Origin of the sequence: Qipengyuania sp. ABI-127-1, assembly GCA_022953095.1 — a bacterium.
GTDB lineage: Bacteria > Pseudomonadota > Alphaproteobacteria > Sphingomonadales > Sphingomonadaceae > Qipengyuania.
The window spans coordinates 1617786-1636009 of sequence record JALJCR010000001.1; the positions used below are offsets into that span (position 1 = coordinate 1617786).

Annotated in this window: 19 protein-coding genes and 1 tRNA gene; 12 read left to right on the forward strand and 8 right to left on the reverse strand. The window is 61.3% G+C overall.

The features are described from left to right. Positions 1-4: 4 nt before the first annotated feature. The gene (locus tag MUY37_RS07955) at positions 5-1939 is read right to left on the reverse strand and encodes a peptidylprolyl isomerase (RefSeq protein ID WP_499194811.1); all 1935 of its coding nucleotides are present in this window, start codon (positions 1937-1939) and stop codon (positions 5-7) included. A 196-nt stretch (positions 1940-2135) separates the two neighbouring features. Between MUY37_RS07955 and tpiA the strand changes: the two genes are divergently transcribed. From tpiA to pyrG, 3 genes are all read left to right on the forward strand, one after another. Then, positions 2136-2897 carry a triose-phosphate isomerase gene (gene tpiA, locus MUY37_RS07960; protein ID WP_499194812.1) on the forward strand — a complete coding sequence of 254 codons (762 nt, stop codon included), beginning with the start codon at positions 2136-2138 and terminating at the stop codon, positions 2895-2897. 78 nt (positions 2898-2975) lie between these two features. Continuing rightward, positions 2976-3332, forward strand: coding sequence for a preprotein translocase subunit SecG (secG, locus tag MUY37_RS07965; protein WP_499194813.1), 357 nt, complete (start codon positions 2976-2978; stop codon positions 3330-3332). A 104-nt stretch (positions 3333-3436) separates the two neighbouring features. Then, entirely contained in the window at positions 3437-5071 is a 1635-nt protein-coding gene (gene pyrG / locus MUY37_RS07970) for a CTP synthase (RefSeq protein WP_499194814.1), read from the forward strand. 325 nt (positions 5072-5396) lie between these two features. Here the strand turns inward: pyrG and MUY37_RS07975 are convergent, their stop codons facing one another. Then, complete coding sequence (locus tag MUY37_RS07975; RefSeq protein WP_115417893.1) at positions 5397-5870, reverse strand: Hsp20 family protein; 474 nt, start codon at positions 5868-5870, stop codon at positions 5397-5399. Positions 5871-6036: 166 nt separating this feature from the next. On the opposite strand from MUY37_RS07975, the gene grxC reads away from it, so the two are divergent. The 4 genes from grxC (at position 6037) to MUY37_RS07995 (ending at position 7705) form a co-directional block, all read left to right on the forward strand. Further along, entirely contained in the window at positions 6037-6300 is a 264-nt protein-coding gene (gene grxC / locus MUY37_RS07980; RefSeq protein WP_499194815.1) for a glutaredoxin 3, read from the forward strand. Further along, a complete protein-coding gene (locus tag MUY37_RS07985; RefSeq protein WP_499194816.1) occupies positions 6301-7119 on the forward strand; it encodes a carbon-nitrogen hydrolase family protein in 819 nt (272 codons plus the stop codon). Between the two features lie 9 nt (positions 7120-7128). Continuing rightward, positions 7129-7590 carry a DUF1178 family protein gene (locus MUY37_RS07990; protein ID WP_499194817.1) on the forward strand — a complete coding sequence of 154 codons (462 nt, stop codon included), beginning with the start codon at positions 7129-7131 and terminating at the stop codon, positions 7588-7590. 38 nt (positions 7591-7628) lie between these two features. Next, positions 7629-7705: transfer RNA gene (locus MUY37_RS07995), tRNA-Arg, on the forward strand. A 76-nt stretch (positions 7706-7781) separates the two neighbouring features. Here the strand turns inward: MUY37_RS07995 and MUY37_RS08000 are convergent. The 5 genes from MUY37_RS08000 to hppD are packed head-to-tail and all read right to left on the reverse strand — an operon-like array spanning position 7782 to position 12603. Further along, a complete protein-coding gene (locus MUY37_RS08000; RefSeq protein WP_499194818.1) occupies positions 7782-8960 on the reverse strand; it encodes an MFS transporter in 1179 nt (392 codons plus the stop codon). Continuing rightward, entirely contained in the window at positions 8957-9871 is a 915-nt protein-coding gene (locus MUY37_RS08005; RefSeq protein ID WP_499194819.1) for a haloalkane dehalogenase, read from the reverse strand. Before MUY37_RS08005 ends, MUY37_RS08000 begins: the two co-directional genes overlap by 4 nt. 48 nt (positions 9872-9919) lie before the next feature. Further along, a complete protein-coding gene (locus MUY37_RS08010; RefSeq protein ID WP_499194820.1) occupies positions 9920-10846 on the reverse strand; it encodes a mechanosensitive ion channel family protein in 927 nt (308 codons plus the stop codon). 57 nt (positions 10847-10903) lie between these two features. Then, positions 10904-11485: a VOC family protein gene (locus MUY37_RS08015; RefSeq protein ID WP_115416810.1), complete on the reverse strand. Its 582-nt coding sequence runs from the start codon at positions 11483-11485 to the stop codon at positions 10904-10906. Then, positions 11482-12603 (reverse strand): 4-hydroxyphenylpyruvate dioxygenase, encoded by a 1122-nt coding sequence (hppD, locus tag MUY37_RS08020; protein WP_499194821.1) that lies wholly within the window; start codon positions 12601-12603, stop codon positions 11482-11484. The genes MUY37_RS08015 and hppD overlap by 4 nt, the downstream gene beginning before the upstream one ends. 192 nt (positions 12604-12795) lie before the next feature. Between hppD and MUY37_RS08025 the strand changes: the two genes are divergently transcribed. The 5 genes from MUY37_RS08025 to MUY37_RS08045 all read left to right on the forward strand — a co-directional run bounded on the left by MUY37_RS08025 (position 12796) and on the right by MUY37_RS08045 (position 16855). Next, positions 12796-13092, forward strand: a complete 297-nt coding sequence (locus MUY37_RS08025) for an FtsB family cell division protein (RefSeq protein ID WP_499194822.1) — start codon at positions 12796-12798, stop codon at positions 13090-13092. A 127-nt stretch (positions 13093-13219) separates the two neighbouring features. Beyond that, a complete protein-coding gene (gene pdhA / locus MUY37_RS08030; protein ID WP_499194823.1) occupies positions 13220-14296 on the forward strand; it encodes a pyruvate dehydrogenase (acetyl-transferring) E1 component subunit alpha in 1077 nt (358 codons plus the stop codon). A 3-nt stretch (positions 14297-14299) separates the two neighbouring features. Next, entirely contained in the window at positions 14300-15685 is a 1386-nt protein-coding gene (locus MUY37_RS08035) for a pyruvate dehydrogenase complex E1 component subunit beta (RefSeq protein WP_499194824.1), read from the forward strand. Positions 15686-15716: 31 nt separating this feature from the next. Continuing rightward, a complete protein-coding gene (locus tag MUY37_RS08040; protein ID WP_499194825.1) occupies positions 15717-16364 on the forward strand; it encodes a hypothetical protein in 648 nt (215 codons plus the stop codon). 32 nt (positions 16365-16396) lie between these two features. Then, complete coding sequence (locus MUY37_RS08045) at positions 16397-16855, forward strand: EF-hand domain-containing protein (protein ID WP_499194826.1); 459 nt, start codon at positions 16397-16399, stop codon at positions 16853-16855. On the opposite strand, the gene trmFO is transcribed toward MUY37_RS08045, so the two are convergent. Further along, positions 16852-18219: a methylenetetrahydrofolate--tRNA-(uracil(54)-C(5))-methyltransferase (FADH(2)-oxidizing) TrmFO gene (gene trmFO, locus MUY37_RS08050; RefSeq protein WP_499194827.1), complete on the reverse strand. Its 1368-nt coding sequence runs from the start codon at positions 18217-18219 to the stop codon at positions 16852-16854. The genes MUY37_RS08045 and trmFO overlap by 4 nt on opposite strands. Between the last annotated feature and the right edge of the window lie 5 nt (positions 18220-18224).

The window sequence follows — 18224 nt, forward strand, 5'->3', positions numbered from 1 at the left end:
CGCCTCAGTTCCCGGCAAGCTGCTTGCGCACCGCCTCGATAGCCGACGCGTTGCGCGAAACACTCAGTTCCTGCTGCATGGCCTGGCCGAACTGTTCGACATATTCCTCGCCGATCAGTGGACCCATCTGGCGCTTCGCTTGGCCGATCAGCGGGTCGTCTTCCGCGATATCGTCCATCTCGATGTCGTTGAGCCGCACGATGAAGAAACCCATATCGCCTCCCGCATCGAGCTTTTTCGTGGTGTTCTTCGCCATGCTGAACAGCAGCGCGAGCGGCGGGGGAATACGCTGGTCGCGTTGGCGAGCCAGTTCCTCGCGGGTCATATTGACCGACTGTGCGGGCGGCACGCGGCGCTCTTCGGCCGCGAGAGCCTCGGCCATCGAATCGCCTTCACCGAGCCTGGCGATGACCCGGTCAGCGGCGGCCCGTGCGGCCTTCATACCCTGTGCGGCACGCCACCGGGCCTCGACCGCTTCCTCGATCTCGGCAAACGGAGCCGCAGCAGCGGGAGTGATGTTGCTGGCCTCATAGACCAGGTAGGTCCGACCGCTTTCGACCGGAGCGATCTCGGGTTCTTCCTCGTCCATCTGAAAGGCGGTGGCCAGAGCAGGTCGCAACACTTCGGGAATCGACTGGCGCGGATTATCCGCGAGTCGCCCGTCGGCCAAGACGGGACCGACCGAGGCAAGTTCGAGATCAAGCTCTTCGGCGACTTCGGTAAGCGTGGCACCGTCTCCCAGTTGCTCTTCGATTTCGCTGGCTAGGTTGGCAAGTCCGCTGACACGTTTTTCCTCGCGCACATCTTTGGCGATTTCTTCGCGAACCTGAGCCAGGCTGCGCGCAGGCTTGGTTTCGACATCGTCGACCCGCGCGACATGCCAGCCAAGCGGGCTACGGGCAGGCCTGCTCATTTCGCCTTGGACTGCTGTGAAATAGGCTGCCGCTACCGCTGGCGATGCCTGCGAAGCCAGTCCCTCACGCTCGACGTCCACGACAGGCGAGGCACGCAGGCCCGCTTCGCGCGCGACCTGTTCGAACGACGCACCGGCGGACACGCGGTCGCGGATCGAATTCGCCGCTGCCTCTGTGGGGACGATCAACTGGGTGAAATCACGGGTTTCGCTGGCCGCGTACTGTTCGGCGTCACGCTCGTAACGCGCGGCGATTTCGGCATCGGTCGGTTCGATCCGGTTGCCAAGCGCTGCCGAATCGAATGTCGCATAACGGATGTTTCTGCGTTCGGGGCGCACGAAATCGGCACGATTGGCATCGTAATATGCACGCAAGACCTTCGTCTCGGGATCATCCGAGGGCGCGTAAGTGGCCGCTGGCAAAAGTGCTATCGAGCCCTGGCGTCGTTCCTTGAAAAGCTGCGCGTACCGATAGGCCAGCTTGTCCGGTACGCTGGCGCCGAACCCTGCGGGAATCAGCATTTGCTGCGATAGCAAACCGATACCCAGATCTTCGCGTAACTGCGCGTCGGTCACGCGCTGGAGCGCCAGTGCCTGACGATAGGTATCCTCGCTGAAGTTCCCATCGGGACCGCGAAAAGCCGGGATCATACGGATTTCGCTGTTCACCAGATTGTCGCCCGCACGAATGCCATGTTCATCGGCATAGGCTTTTATGGCGGCGCGTTGAATCAGGGCATCCAGTGCGGAGGTCAAACCCCCGTCCCGCAGGAACTGCTGCATCGTGGCAGTGGGCTGTTCCCGTCGAACCTGTTCCAACCCGTTATTGGCGGCGCGAACAAGGTCGGATGTGGAGATTTTTTCATCTCCCACCACTGCGACACGATCGCCACCGGCAATTCCACCGAAAGTTCCAGTGCTCGATACGTCGGCGCTGGCAAAGGCCAGGGCGATCAATCCCAGAAAGGCGAGAGAGATCGCCAGACCGAGTTTGGTTTTGAAAAAATTGCGGAAAAACTGGAACATGATGTGCGGGCGATCCGGTTGGCTTGCTGCTGTCGATCAGGCGGTGCCTGAATTGGTTGAGGCGCTTTATCCCCCCTGCGACCTCGCGGCAACAGGTTGGAAAGGGTTTTGACGTGTGAAGAAACCTTCTCTAGCGGAGCGCGAGCAAGGCCCCATATAGCGGGCCATTCACTCAGACAATTCGCAGGACCTACTCATGGCCGAACGGCCCTACATCGTCGGAAACTGGAAAATGAACGGCACGCGTGCAATGCTTTCCGAAGCGCGCGCGATCGACCGGGCTGCGCAGCGGTATATGAAGGTCGAAGTGGCCGTCGCACCGCCTTACACCCTGATCCACGCGGTGCACCGCGAAGCCGAGCAGATCGGCGTTGGCGCGCAGGATTGCCATCCCGGTGCAGAAGGCGCGCACACTGGGGATATCAACGCCTCGATGATCGCCGATGCCGGCGCCAAGTTCGTAATTCTCGGCCATAGCGAGCGACGCCAGGATCATGGCGAGACCGGAGAGCTGATCAATGCCAAGATCGAATCGGCCCTCGAATCCGGATTGCGGGTGATCCTGTGTTGCGGTGAAACGCTCGAGACTCGCGATGCGGGGGAGGCCGAAAGCTACGTCCTGAACCAGATCGAATCTGCGCTGCCCCTGTTCGAAGATCCGGGTGAGCGCCTTACGATCGCCTATGAGCCCATCTGGGCCATCGGTACCGGGCGCACGGCCACAACCGACGATATCGCTTCAATGCATGGCGCGATCCGCGAGTTGCTCGTCAAAACCTATGGAGAGGAAGCTTCCGCGCAGGTCCGCATTCTGTATGGCGGGTCGGTCAAACCAGACAATGCGCGTGAAATCCTCGCCACGCCCGAAGTCGGCGGCGCGCTCGTTGGCGGGGCGAGCCTGTCGGCCGAAAGCTTTCTGGGCATCGTTGTCGGCGCCTCGGAATCGGAAGAGGCCTAACTCCCGCAACCTTGCCGTTTGCCACGCGCGCGCCTAGATGCGCGGTAGCCCAGCAATCCCAGTTCCAAGAGTACCCGCATGTTCCTCTTCCTCACCGTCGTTCAGGCGATCGTCGCAGCCGCGCTAGTCGGTGTCATTCTGATGCAGCGTTCCGAAGGCGGCGGCCTGGGAATCGGTGGCAGCCCCTCGGGTATGCTCAGTGCCCGCGGTGCCGCGGACTTCCTCACCCGTTCGACGAAATGGCTCGCGATTCTGTTCGTGGTGCTCTCGATCGCGCTGGCTGCCGTGGCAGTCGACACGACCGGAGGGGACGCCATCGAATCGACGCTCGATCGCACGGTGGCTCCGGCTGCACCGGCCGATCCGCTGGGCGCGGCGACCACCGGCGAGGAAGCGCCGGCAGGCGACGATCCGCTGGCTGACGTTACCGAATAATCCTCTTTCCATCGCAGGGGTGTGGATTGGGCCGCGTCGGCGGCGCAATGGTCATGTCTTTGCGCTTGCCCCGACTCCACTCTTCAGCTTAAGGCCCGACCCCCATGGCGCGGTATATCTTCATAACCGGCGGCGTGGTCTCCTCGCTTGGCAAAGGTCTCATGGCGGCATCGCTTGCTGCCCTCCTACAGGCGCGTGGCTACAAGGTCCGCATTCGGAAATTCGACCCCTATCTCAACGTCGATCCGGGGACGATGTCTCCTTATCAGCACGGTGAGGTCTATGTGACCGATGACGGGGCCGAGACCGATCTCGACCTCGGTCACTATGAACGCTTCACGGGCGTTTCGGCGCATCAGGGCGACAACATCACCTCGGGCCGCATCTATCAGGACATCATCGCCAAGGAACGCCGCGGCGACTATCTCGGCGCGACGGTGCAGGTGGTTCCGCATGTCACCGACGAGATCAAGGCCTTCGCCCTTGCGGGGCAGGATGATCACGATTTCATTCTGTGCGAGATCGGCGGCACGGTCGGCGACATCGAAGGCCTGCCCTTCATGGAAGCGATCCGTCAGCTTCGTAACGATCTGGAACCATGGCAAACGCTGAGCGTCCATGTCACGCTGGTTCCTTACATCGCGGCGGCGGGTGAGCTTAAGACCAAACCGACCCAGCACTCGGTACGCGAACTCGCCAGCCTCGGTATCAAGCCCGATGTGCTGCTATGCCGCGCCGAACATCCCATCCCCGACGGCGAGCGGCAGAAAATCGCCAATTTCTGCAATGTTCGCAAGGAAGCGGTGATCCCGGCGCTCGATGCGCCGTCGATTTATTCGGTGCCGTTGCAGTATCACGGCGAAGGCCTCGATACCGAAGTGCTGCGAGCCTTCGGAATCACCGACGCACCCGATCCGGACCTTTCGCGCTGGTACGATGTGGTCGATCGCCATTCGAACCCCGAAGGTGAGGTGACCATCGGGGTGGTGGGCAAGTATGTCGGCCTTCAGGACGCCTATAAATCGTTGAACGAGGCTCTGGTGCATGGGGGCATGGCCCACCGCGTCAAGGTCAATCTCAAGTGGATCGACGCCGAGGTCTTCGAAGGTGAAGACGCGGAGATCGCCGCCAAGCTCGAGCCGATGCACGGCATTCTGGTACCGGGCGGTTTCGGCGAGAGGGGGAGCGAGGGCAAGATTGCCGCAGTGCGTTTTGCCCGCGAACGCAAAGTGCCGTTTCTCGGCATCTGCCTGGGTATGCAGATGGCTTGTATCGAAGCCGCGCGCACGGCAGGTTTCGACAAGGCTTCCTCCACCGAGTTCGGTGAGACCGAAGAGCCGGTCGTTGGCATCATTACCGAATGGATGACTGCGGAAGGGCTGCAGACCCGCGAAGCGGGAGGGGACCTTGGCGGGACGATGCGTCTGGGTGCTTATGACGCGGCTCTGACCGCGAATAGCCACGTGTCGAACATTTACGGAGGCGCAACGACGATCTCGGAACGCCATCGTCATCGATATGAGGTCAATGGCGCCTATGTCGAGCCGCTTGAAAAGCAGGGGCTGATCTTTTCCGGAATGTCTCCCGACGGACTTCTCCCTGAAATCGTGGAACGACCCGATCACCCGTGGTTCGTGGGGGTGCAGTTTCACCCCGAACTGAAGTCAAAGCCGTTCGACCCGCATCCGCTGTTTGCCGGATTCGTCGGCGCGGCGCTGGAACAAGCTCGTTTGGTATAACACACCGCCAAATCGCGCGCCTACCTAAGTGGCTGGAATCGCGGAGTTGTGATCTTCAGGCGCTTGTAACGAGGCGACAAAATTCCTGTGCCTGGGATCCGCGGGTTTATCTTTTGATATAGATAATGCAGAATACACCTGTTTCCGCAGTCTTATGCGGAAGTTTTGAGACATGCGCTTCGCTTGCAAGCGGTGGGGCTTGCCTCGATGACGGCTGTCTTCTGCGACCCGGACGGTCGATTTCGAGGTTAGGCGGCGTTAAACGTCGCGGGGGCGGAACCCAGTTCCGCCCCCTATCGTTTCAATTGAGTTGTGAGTGTAGGGTTCAGGCAGCCTTGCTGCCGTCTTCCCCGTCATCCTTCACCACTTCGAGCGGTTGCTGGCCGCCGATAGCGATCTTCTTGGGCCTCATCGCTTCGGGTACCTCGCGCACGAGATCGATGACGAGCAGGCCGTCGGCGAGATCGGCATTCGCCACACGGACGTAATCGGCCAATTCGAAACGGCGTTCGAAGCCGCGATTGGCGATACCGACATGCAGCATTTCGCCGTCCGCGAGTTCATCGCGCTTCTTACCGGTCACGACCAGCAGGTTCTGCTGGGCGACGATGTCGAGATCGCCCTTGCGAAAGCCCGCGACGGCGAGCGTTATGCGATATTCGTCATCGCCGCGCCGTTCGATATTGAAAGGGGGGTAGTTGTCGCCACCGGCATTGCGTGCCTGGCGTTCCATCAGGTCGAAAACACGATCGAATCCGACGGTGGAGCGACGAAAAGGGGTAAGGTCCATACGGTTCATCGAAACAAATCCTCTTATGAGCGATTCTATGGTGGCGGGGTCCGCATTCGGCACCCCGTCGCCGCCACACCCATAGTGGCGACGCATTCGAGATAAGCGCGCCATTTCGGCTTTCAAGAGCTGCCTGTGTGCTCTAGTTTTGTCTTTGAGATACAAGGGACATTCGATGAACCAACCCCAAGTGGACATTTATACCAAATTCGGCTGCGGATACTGTTTCCGCGCCAAGCGCCTGCTCGATGAGAAGGGGGTGGATTATACCGAGTTCGACATCACCATGGGCGGCCCCAAGCGCGAGGAAATGCTGCAGCGGGCACCCGGCGCGATGACCGTTCCGCAGATTTTCATCGGCGATACGCATGTCGGCGGGTCGGACGAACTCGCCGCGCTCGAACGTGAGGGCAAGCTTGACGCGTTGTTGACTGCCTGAATGCCCAGAATTGCCATCCTTCAGATGACCTCGGGAATCGATCCAGAGGCCAATGCGCATATGCTTGCCGATGCGGTAGAGCGAGCTGCGGGGGAGGGGGCGGCAATGCTCTTCACTCCCGAAATGTCCGGATTGCTCGATCGTGATCGGAAACGCGCGGCAGGCGCGATCTCGATCGAACAGGAGACACCCGCCCTTGCCATGGTCCGGGACGCGGCCAGCAGGGCTGGAATCTGGGTGTCGCTGGGATCACTGGCCGTGGCGACCGATGAAGAGCGCTGGGCCAATCGTGCCTTCGTGATCGATCCGCGCGGGGAAATCGCAGCCCGCTACGACAAGATTCATATGTTCGATGTCGACCTTGCTAGTGGCGAAAGCTGGCGTGAATCGAATGCCTACAAGCCGGGCGACGAGGTCGTGACCGTGGCCGATACACCCGTCGGAAAGCTGGGTCTGTCGATTTGCTACGACATTCGGTTTCCCGCGTTGTTCGAGGCGCTCGGGCGCGCGCGTTGCGACTGCATCGCCATTCCCGCTGCTTTTACGGTTCCGACAGGCAGTGCACACTGGCACGTACTCCAGCGAGCACGAGCGATCGAGGCGAGCGCGTTTGTCGTGGCGGCAGCGCAGGTGGGCGAGCATGAGGATGGACGCCAAACCTACGGCCACAGTCTTGTCGTCGATCCCTGGGGCGAGGTGCTGCTCGACATTGGCGGGGAGCAGGCCGGGTTGGAATTTGCGGATATCGACCTTACCCGTATCGCTGCCGTGCGCGAGCAAGTACCAAGCCTTGCCAATCGCCGCGAAATCGCCAAATAGGCCGGTACGATGATCGTATTCGACCTCTCTTGCAGTGAAGGCCATCGGTTCGAAGGCTGGTTCGGTTCTTCCGAAGATTATGCCGATCAGAAAGCCAAGGGCCTGTTGGCCTGCCCGGCCTGTGGAAGTGCCGAAGTTGCCAAAGCGCCGATGGCGCCTTCCGTACCGGCCAAGGGTAGCATGCGCGAGCAAAGTGGTGGCGATGTCACGCAGTTGGCGACAGGTGAAATGCCGGCGGAGGTCAAAAAGGCGCTGGAGACTCTCGCCAGGGTCCAAGCCAAGGCGCTCGAAAACAGCACTTGGGTGGGCGACCAGTTCGCCGAAAAAGCGCGCGAAATGCATTATGGCGAAGCCGACGAGGGGCCAATTCACGGACGCGCAACCCGCGACGAAGCGGAAGACATGCTTGCCGAGGGAATAGCCGTCGCGCCGCTGATTGTGCCCGTTGCGCCACCCGACGAACTCAACTGATTGCCACCTCGGTCCGAGCCGCTATACGGGGCTCCGGAGCGCCCGTAGCTCAGTCGGATAGAGCATCAGATTCCTAATCTGGGGGCCACAGGTTCGAATCCTGTCGGGCGCACCAATCTACTCCGGATGGCTGCCAATCGAACGCAAATCTCCATCGCGTGGAGCAAGGCCTGGCAAGTTTCCCGACGGCGTCACCGACCAAATCGACGTGCGATCGCGGCGAGCGCCGTAAGTGTCACCGAGCACAGGCCGAGCAGGATACAGGTCCCGGCCCAGCCATAGGCGTCATAGGCGGCGGTTCCGGCATAGCTCCCGAGCCCGCCGCCGATGAACATAATCACGACATAGACGGTGGTCAGCCGGGTTCGGATCGCTGGGTCCAGCGCGAGGAATGTCATACGTCCGGTCACGTCCACTCCCGGCCCGACCAGGTTCGTGATGATGAGGGGCACGAGCAACCCCCACAACGAACCGCCGAGTGGCCATAGGAGAAGGATCCCCACGAATTGGATCATCGCGAATATGGTGCGGGCATTTCGTGGACCGACATGATCCGCCCATCGCCCCAGTCGCGGGGTCGAGATGATGCTGACCGCTGCCAGACCGGCCAGATACCCTACCGTATCGGTGCCATATCCCATTTGCGGAGAGGTGAGGTAGAGCGCCAGTCCCAACCACACGGCAATGAACTGCGCGAAATTGAGGGCCTGGATCGTGCCCGACAGCAACACTTCCTTGTGTTTTCCGACAAGCGGGAAGACCGACAACAGCAGGTTTCGATAGGACTGGCGCCCTTCGGCGGAGCGTTCCCCGCCTTCCATCAACCGCGGCAAGGCGATGGTGACCGCCAGCATGAGAGTTGTCGCTATCCAGTACACGGCGCGCCAGCCGTACCGCTCGGAAACGACGCCCGCGCCGACACGGGCCACCAGAATACCGAGGATGATACCTGCTGCCAGCTTGGCGGTCACCTGCCCGAGCCGTTCCGGTGCCACGCGTTTGGAAGCGTAGGCGGGCAGGAGGTACGGGGCGATAGTGAAATAGCCCAGCAGGGTAGAGCCCAGCACGAAGAGAGAAAATCCTTCGGCCAGGGTCATGATGGCCAGTGACAGGGTCTGACCGGTGGCGAAAGCGATTGTCAGACGGCGGTTCGATATCCGGTCACCCAGCGGGAGCAGCATGAAAATACCGACTGCCAGCGCGAGCTGGTTGAGCGCGGGCACGAGCCCTATTCGCGCATGGCTCACACCGAAATGATCGGCGACATCGCCGATGATCGGGTGAATGTAATAGGCGTTGGCGGTCACCACCGCTGCCGCAATGGCGAGCGAGGTTTCCTGCGCGCCGGTCAGTCGCGCGGGCTGTTTCAAACCAGATGGCCCGCCTTGCGCGCCATATCGATCACACCCTGCGCCAGCGCCTCGGGCTGGTCTTCCTGGCAGAAATGTCCGCAGCTCGGCAGCGTTCGGTGGGGCTGATCTTTCGCGCCGACTATCCGCTCGATAAGGAAATTCTCGCTGCCCTTGGTTACCGGATCGTCCTCGCCGAACAGGGTCAGGAAGGGCTTGTCGTACGCCGCGAGCGAGGGCCAGGCCCGCTTGTTGTCGTCAACCCCGGGCATGCCATCCTCGACCGGTACGAGCGCGGGGAAGGCGCGCGCGCCGGCCTTGAAAGGTTCGTCGGGGAAGGGGGCGTCGTAGGCGGCGATCTCTGCTTCGCTGCGCGGCGTGGCCGTGGCGCGGTCGAGCAGGGGGCCGATACGGAAATCGGGCGAGCTCCTTGCAAATTCGCGCCAAGCAAGAAAGGCTTGGCTCGGTGTGCCCCCTGCGGGCAGGAAGGTATTGCTGGCGACAACGCAAGCAAACAGGTCTGGGGCGTGTGCGACCATGCGCAGGCCGAGCAATCCGCCCCAGTCCTGGCAGAACAGCGCCGCCGGTCGCGGTTCGATCGCCGTGCGCCACTGTTTCAACCAGGCGACATGGCGGGCGTACGTGTAAAACCCGATATCGTCGGGCTTGTCGCTCTTTCCGAAGCCGATCAGATCGGGGGCGAGCACGCGGAAACCGGCGTCGACAAGGATCGGGATCATCTTGCGATAGAGGAACGACCAGCTCGGCTCGCCGTGAAACAGCAAAACCGGCGGAGCATCTTTCGCCCCTTCGTCGACATAATGCTGCCGGGCGGTCAGCCCGTCGCCAAGATCGACCTCGAACCAGTTTTCCGCAAACGGATAATCCGGAATCCCGGCGAAACACTCTGATGGCGTGCGCAGGATCTGCATCGGTCTCTCCTTCCAGGAGACCGCGCAACCCGGTCTCGATTCGAAACCTTAAGGCGTCTTGCGATCGGTGTCACCCAATTGGCTGACAGGCACGGCCTCTTTGAAAGTGTGGGTGACATAGGGGAAAGGGATCTCGATCCCGGCATTGTCCAACGCAGCCTTGATCGCGCGCACGACCTTGTCCTTGCTTTCCCAGCCGTCGCGAGGCGTCGAGCCCGCCCACCAGCGGACGAGAAAATCGACCGAACTCGAATTGAATTCCTGCGCGAAAATGTCGACGCCCTTGCTCGCCAGTACGTTGTCGAGACCCTCGACCGCGCGGCGAATGATATCGGCGGCATGGTCGAGCTGGGTGTCGTAGGAAACCCCGACCACGACTTCGTGCCGCCGCTGTTCCTTATCGGTGAAGATCTCGACCGGGTTCTTGAACAGGATGGAGTTCGGAACGACCGTCAACTCGCCCGAGAGCTTGCGCACATGCGTCTCGCGCAGCGTGATGTGTTCGACCTTGCCGGTAATCCCTTCGCATTCGATCACATCGCCGATGCGCATTTTCTCGCGCACCATAATGAGCACGCCGGCCAGAAAGTTCTCGAAGATGTCCTGGAATGCGAAGCCGATCGCCACCGCGCCGATACCCAGGCCTGCCAGCAAGCTGGCGGGCGTCATGCCGGGCATGACCACGATCAGTGCAATCATCAGACCGACGATCCAGATCGCGAGGCGCACGATCGTGTCGATCAATTGTTTGAGGCTGGGGCGGATTTCGGTGCCAGCGGTCAGCCGGTCGGCAATCCGGACGGCAAATTTGGCTATGATCCAGGTCAGCAGAAGAATGAACAGTGCGATGACGAGCCCGGGCACCGCGCGAACGAAGCCCTCGGCCATATCGACCAACTGGTCCTGCAATGTGGAGAAGGTATTGACCGTCTGGTCGTAGGTTTCGCCGGCCGGCGTGGTCTGCGTGGCTTGCATGGAGTTCCTCGGTTGTCCCGCACTCAACGGGACAACCGGAGGTGAGTTCCAGACCGGTTAACCCTTGGCTTTTTGGGCGTGTTCCTTGCGCGCGATCTCATGCAGCCAGTCGGCATGGCGCGGCGCTTTCTTGGTTTCGCTCCATTCGTCGAGCATCAGCGGCGCGACGCGCTTCAGTTCCGCATATTGCTCGTCGGTCCCGATATCGGCGGCCAGTTCCACACGGTGGCCGTTCGGATCGAAAAAGTAGATCGACTTGAAAATGCCGTGATGGGTCGGGCCGAGCACGTCGATGCCGAGGCTTTCGATATGCTCCTTGGCGGAGAGCAGCTCTTCCTCGCTATTCACGCGAAATGCGAGATGCTGAACCCAGGCGGGTGTATTCTCGTCGCGGCCCATGTCCTTCTGGTTGGGCAGTTCGAAGAAGGCGAGGATGTTGCCGTTACCCGCGTCGAGGAAGACGTGCATGTAGGGATCGTAGGCGCCGGTCGAGGGCACATGATCCTCGGCAAAGGCAGTGGTATAATCCATGCCCAGTACCTTGCCGTACCATTCGACGGTCTCTTTCGCGTCCTTGCAGCGATAAGCGGCGTGATGCACGCCGCCCAGCTTCACGGGGTGGTCTGCGACGTCGCTCATTCGGCAGGCTCCGCTTCGACCGTTTCGGCATCTTCGACCTGGAGAACGCCGCGACGCACCTGATCGCGTTCCATGCTTTCAAACAGCGCCTTGAAATTACCTTCGCCGAAGCCTTCGTCACCCTTGCGCTGGATGAATTCGAAGAACACCGGGCCAACCTGCGCTTCCGCGAAAATCTGTAGTAGCAGACGCGGCTTGCCGCCTTCGGTGGTGCCGTCAAGCAGGATGCCGCGCGCCTTGAGCTCGTTTTCGTCCTCGCCATGGCCCGGAAGACGTTCGGACAGCATTTCGTAATAGGTTTCGGGCGGAGCGGTCATGAAGGGGACGCCGAGCTCCTTGAGATTATCCCAGCATTTGACAAGATCGTCGCAGATCAGCGCGATGTGCTGGATGCCTTCACCGTTGAATTCGCGCAGGAACTCTTCGATCTGGCCCTTGCCACCTTCGCCTTCTTCGTTGAGCGGGATGCGAATCTTGCCATCCGGCGCGGTGAGCGCTTTCGAGGTCAGACCGGTATATTCGCCTTTGATGTCGAAGAAGCGGATTTCGCGGAAGTTGAAGAGCGTCTCGTAATAGTCTGCCCAATATTTCATGCGGCCATTGTAGACGTTGTGCGTCAGGTGATCGATTACGTTGAAACCGGCGCCGACCGGCCATTTTTCCACTCCGTCGAGATATTCGAAATCGATGTCGTAGATCGATAGGCCGTCGCCGTCCTGGTCCGCATAGCGGTCGATCAGATAGACGATGGCGCCGCCAATCCCGCGGATAGCGGGAATGCGCAGTTCCATGGGGCCGGTCTCGACCGCAACCGGCTCGGCTCCGCGTTCGAGCAACTCGGCATAGGCGCCTTTCGCATCGCGCACGCGAAAGCCCATGCCACAGGCCGACGGGCCATGCTCGCGCGCGAAGAACCATGCTGCGCTTTTCGGTTCGTAGTTCAGAATCAGATTGATCTGGCCCTGACGCCACAGATGCACGTCTTTCGAACGGTGCGTGGCAACGTGGGTGAAACCCATGGCTTCGAAAACAGGCTCGATCACACCCTTTTCAGGAGCGCAGAATTCGACGAATTCGAAGCCGTCGAGGCCGATGGGGTTTTCGAAGAGATCGGGCATTTCAGTCCTCTGGTCACGTGATTTGGTTTCAGGAGAAACTAGTTACACCTGCAACCGTATCCTGTCAAGAAAACGAACGGGGCAAGGCCATGCAGTGTTCCGCTCCTGCGGCGAAGCGGTTCCGGAGGAGAGAATTGCCTTGCGCGAAGGGGTTAACTGTGATTCTCTATTCCTATGCGGCGAACACACTCCATGGCGGCGATTCAGCGGGCGAAGGCAATGCAGCATGCTGCACTGGCGGCGCTGCTCGTCATGGGAGGTCTGGCGATTGCTGGCCCTTCCGGCTTGCTTGCCTGGAGTGAGAATTTGCGCTTGCTGGACCAGCGCGAAGCACAGCTCGCTCAGCTTGAGGCACAGCGTGAGGCGCTGGAAAATCGCGTCGCCTTGCTGCACCCCGACCATGCCGATCCGGATATGGTGGGCGAATTGCTGCGTAGCCAGCTCAATGTGGTCCACCCCGACGAAGTGGTGATCAAGCTCGAAGATTGACGGGGCGAAACCTTCGCTTTCCGTAAGGGTTTTTCGTATGCACCCGCGCTCTGCCGTTGCGCGAGGCCTGCGCCTGTGCCTATAGGCGCAACCGATATTCCTCCCCGGAAGTACAAGGACAAAAGTCTTGGCCAAAGCCCCTCGGAGCAAGAAAAAGCCCGCTCAGTCGCCTGCTGAAGATACCGACTTCGTTCTCCATTCGCTGCAAGACGCACTGGAGAAGAAGAAGCGCTATGACGCGAGCCAAGAGCAGATGCTCCACTTTTACGAGCAGATGCTGCTCATCAGACGGTTCGAGGAACGGGCCGGGCAGCTCTACGGGCTTGGTCTGATCGGCGGGTTCTGCCACCTCTACATTGGCCAGGAAGCCGTTGCCATTGGGCTCCAGTCGGCGCTCGACGGGGAGAAGGACAGCGTCATCACCGGCTATCGCGACCATGGCCATATGCTTGCTTACGGCATCGATCCCAAGGTCATCATGGCCGAGCTCACGGGCCGCGAAGCCGGCATTTCGAAAGGCAAGGGCGGGTCCATGCACATGTTCTCGACCGAGCATAAGTTCTACGGCGGGCACGGCATTGTCGGCGCGCAGGTTGCACTCGGCGGCGGGCTCGCACTTGCGCATCAATATAACAACGATGGCGGCCTCTGCCTCGCCTATTTCGGCGATGGCGCAGCCAATCAGGGCCAGGTTTACGAGACCTTCAACATGGCGAGCCTGTGGAAGCTGCCGATCGTGTTCGTGGTCGAAAACAACCAGTACGCCATGGGCACGAGTACGGCCCGGTCGAGTGCCGAAACCGAATTCTATCGCCGTGGCACCGCTTTCCGCATCCCGGGCATGGATGTGAACGGAATGGACGTGCTCGAAGTGCGTCAGGCAGCCGAAATCGCCTTCAAGCATGTGCGCGAGGGCAAGGGGCCTGTGCTCATGGAGTGCAACACCTATCGCTATCGCGGCCATTCCATGTCCGACCCGGCCAAATATCGCACCCGCGAGGAAGTGCAGGATGTGCGCGAACATAAGGACCCTATCGAAGGACTTAAGAAGGTGCTCCTCGAGAACGGCTCGACCGAGGACGAGCTCAAGGCAATCGACAAGGGTATTCGCAAGACCGTGACCGAAGCCGCCGACTTCGCCGAGAATTCTCCCGAGCCGGACGCGTCCGAACTCTACACCGATGTTCTGGTGGAGGAGTATTGAGCCATGGCTATCGAACTGAAGATGCCCGCGCTGTCGCCCACCATGGAGGAGGGCACGCTTGCCAAGTGGCTCAAGGCCGAAGGTGACGAGATCGTCGCCGGTGACATTATCGCCGAGATCGAAACCGACAAGGCGACGATGGAGTTCGAGGCGGTCGATGAAGGTACGCTCGGCAAGATCATGGTGGCCGAAGGCACCGAGGGCGTGAAGGTGGGCACGGTCATCGCCATGCTTGCGGGCGAGGACGAGGAGGTTTCCGATGTCGAGGCGCCTGCCGAAAGCGCTCCGGTCGACGATGTTCCGGGAGAGGGCAAGGATGTCGGCCGTGAACCGAGCGAGGCGGAGATCACCAAGCCCGCGCGCAAGGTCGATGTGAAAGACCCCGAGGTCCCCGAAGGCACTACCTTCGTTTCCACCACTGTGCGCGAGGCCCTGCGCGACGGCATGGCCGAAGAAATGCGCCAGGACGAACGCGTCTTCGTGATGGGGGAGGAAGTCGCGGAATATCAGGGCGCCTACAAGGTAACCCAGGGCTTGCTCGACGAGTTCGGCCCCAAGCGCGTGATCGACACGCCGATCACCGAATACGGCTTTGCCGGTATCGGCACCGGCGCGGCGATGGGCGGGCTGCGCCCAATCGTCGAGTTCATGACCTTCAATTTCGCCATGCAGGCGATCGATCATATCATCAATTCGGCAGCCAAGACCAATTACATGTCGGGCGGCCAGATGCGCTGCCCGGTGGTTTTCCGCGGCCCGAACGGCGCGGCGAGCCGCGTCGGCGCGCAGCACAGCCAGAACTACGGCCCGTGGTACGCCAGCGTGCCGGGCCTGATCGTCATCGCGCCTTATGACGCGGCCGATGCCAAGGGTCTGATGAAGGCCGCCATCCGCTGCGAGGACCCGGTGGTCTTCCTCGAGAACGAGCTGGTCTATGGCCGCAGCTTCGACGTCCCCGATGTCGACGATTACGTCCTGCCGATTGGCAAGGCGCGGATCATGCGCGAAGGCTCGGACGTCACCATCGTCGCCTATTCCATCGCTGTGGGCCTCGCGCTCGAAGCCGCCGAGCAACTGGCAGGCGAAGGCATCGATGCCGAAGTCATCGACTTGCGTACGCTGCGCCCGCTCGACAGGGATGCGATCCTCACCTCGCTTGCCAAGACCAATCGCCTCGTCATCGCCGAAGAAGGCTGGCCGACCTGCTCGATCGCGGCCGAGGTGATGGCCATTTGCATGGAGGACGGATTCGACCATCTCGACGCGCCGGTTCTTCGGGTGTGCGACGAGGATGTGCCGTTGCCCTATGCCGCCAATCTGGAAAAGCTCGCGCTGATCGACGCGCCGCGCATCGTGAAGGCGGCGAAGAAGGTCTGCTATCGCGACTGACGTACAGAGCAGGGGTGATGGCCTGTCGGGCTTGCTGGACGAATGTCCAGAGGTCTCGCGCATTGCCTTTGCGAGCGTTCGCGACAAGCCCGAAATGTGGCTGGCAGCCTTCGCGCTCGACGGGCGGATCGGTCGCATGGTGCTAAGTGCCAGCGAGCCATTGCTGGGCCAGATGCGGCTCGCCTGGTGGCGCGACCAGTTCGGCCGGTCCGTTGCGGAGCGACCGCGTGGTGACATCCTCCTCGACCTGATTGGCCGGACCTGGGAGGGGGCAGAAACCTCGCTTCTGGCGCTCGTCGATGGGTGGGAAGCCCTGCTCGCACCGCGACCGCTCGAGGCGTCTGCAATGGCTCGCTTCGTGGAGGGGCGGGAGAAGCTGGCTATCGGACTGGCGGAAGGTGCCGATGAAGCTTCGGCCAAGTCCGAGGCTGCGCGCGCGGGCAAGCTGTGGGCTTTGGCCGACCTGGCTGTCCACGCGCAGGACGATGGCGAACGGGCACAGGCGCTCGACCACGGAATGCGGCTGGCCGAACCAGTTCTGAAACTAGCGGGCTCCCTACGACCACTCGCCGTTGTCGGAGGCCTTGCCCGACGTTCGCTGCGTTCCGGGGGGCGCGAAATGCTGGGCGATCGGTTTAGCCCGTTGGTGGCCTTGCGGTTGGGCCTGTTCGGACGTTAGTCTAAGCTCTGCGGGAATAGGGGAACGGGCCGATGAACCGGATATTGCTAGGAGGGTTGGTGGCGCTCGCTCTGGTCGGGCTTGGCGCCTTCTGGTGGCAGGGCAGGGCGCAGATCGAGCGCGGCGCGCCGCCGCCGGCCCCGATCGAGACCAGAGATCCATTGCCCGAGATACCGGCCTCGGATCCGGGCGATTTGGTCGGCCCGGCGCCGCCAATGGCGACCGAGCTCACCAGGGAACAGCGCCGTTTCTTTCGCTATGATCGCAACCGCGATTGGCGGATTACGCGAACCGAGATGCTCTCGACCCGTTCCGATGGGTTCCGGAAGCTCGACAAGGACGGCAACAACCTCCTCGATTTCGAGGAATGGGCCGTGGCGACGGTCGACAAATTCGAGAGCGCCGATACCGATGGCGACAATCAGCTAACGCCGGGTGAATTCGCCACCACTGCGCCCAAGCCGAAAAAGACGCGTCGCTGCGCTTGCTAGGCCGGAACGGCTTCCAGCCCCGCCAGCCATTCGCCGAAATCCTCCTTGGCGCGATTGGTATAGGCTTCCTTACGAACCTTTTTGCCAACATCGTGCAGCGGCGGAAAGAGGCCGAAATTGACATTCATGGGCTGGAAGGTGGCGGCCTCGGCATCGCCGGTAATATGCGACAACAATGCGCCGAAGGCGGTGGTGCGCGGTGGCGATAACCAATCGCTCCCGGCCAGCTCCGCGGCTGCCATCAGGCCTGCCATCAGCCCCACGGCGGAGCTTTCGACATAGCCTTCGCAGCCTGTGATCTGCCCTGCGAAGCGGATATGTTCACTACCGCGCAGGCGCAATTGCCGGTCGAGAACCAGTGGAGAGTTGATGAAGGTGTTGCGATGCAGTCCGCCGAGCCGCGCGAATTCGGCGTTCTCCAGACCGGGGATGGTTCTAAAGAGCTCGACCTGCGCGCCGTATTTCAGCTTGGTCTGGAAGCCCACCATGTTCCACAGTGTGCCGAGCTTGTTGTCCTGCCGTAGCTGAACCACGGCATAGGGCCAGCGCCCCTGCGGATGCTCCTCGGTTGTATCGTAGGGATTGTCGAGGCCGACACCCTTCATCGGCCCGTAGCGCAGCGTCTCCACCCCGCGTGCGGCCATCACCTCGATCGGCATGCAACCGTCGAAATAGGGTGTGTCCGCCTCCCATTGCTTGAATTCGGTCTTCTCGCCATCGATCAGGCCCTGGTGGAAGGCGAGGTATTGCTCCTTCGTCATTGGGCAGTTGATGTAATCGCCGTCCTCGTTGCTGGCCTCGGTACGCTTGTTCCAGCGCGACTGGATCCAGCATTTGCTCATGTCGATGCTGTCGCGGTGGACGATAGGCGCGATCGCATCGAAGAAGGCAAGTCGGTCCTGTCCGGTGGCGCCCACGATGCTGTCGGCCAGTGCCTGTGCGGTCAGCGGCCCGGTCGCTACGATGGCGAGACCGTCCTGGGGCAGGGCATCGACCCGTTCACGCACCACGGTTACGTTCGGATGTTCCTCCAGCGTCCGCTGCACTTCGGCGGAAAAAACATCGCGGTCGACCGCCATGGCGGACCCAGCAGGAACGCGCGCAACCTTGCCGGCACGCATGATGAGACTGTCGAGCCGACGCATCTCGTGATGCAGCAGGCCGACCGCGTTCTTGGTGTCATCGTCCGAACGGAAACTGTTCGAACAGACGAGTTCTGCCAGCCCGTCGGTCTGGTGGGCGGGTGTCATCTCCCCGCTGCCGCGCATTTCGGACAAACGCACCTGGAAGCCGCGTCGGGCAAGTTGCCATGCAGCTTCGCTGCCGGCCAAGCCGCCGCCGATAATGTGGATATCATGGGTCATCGCGC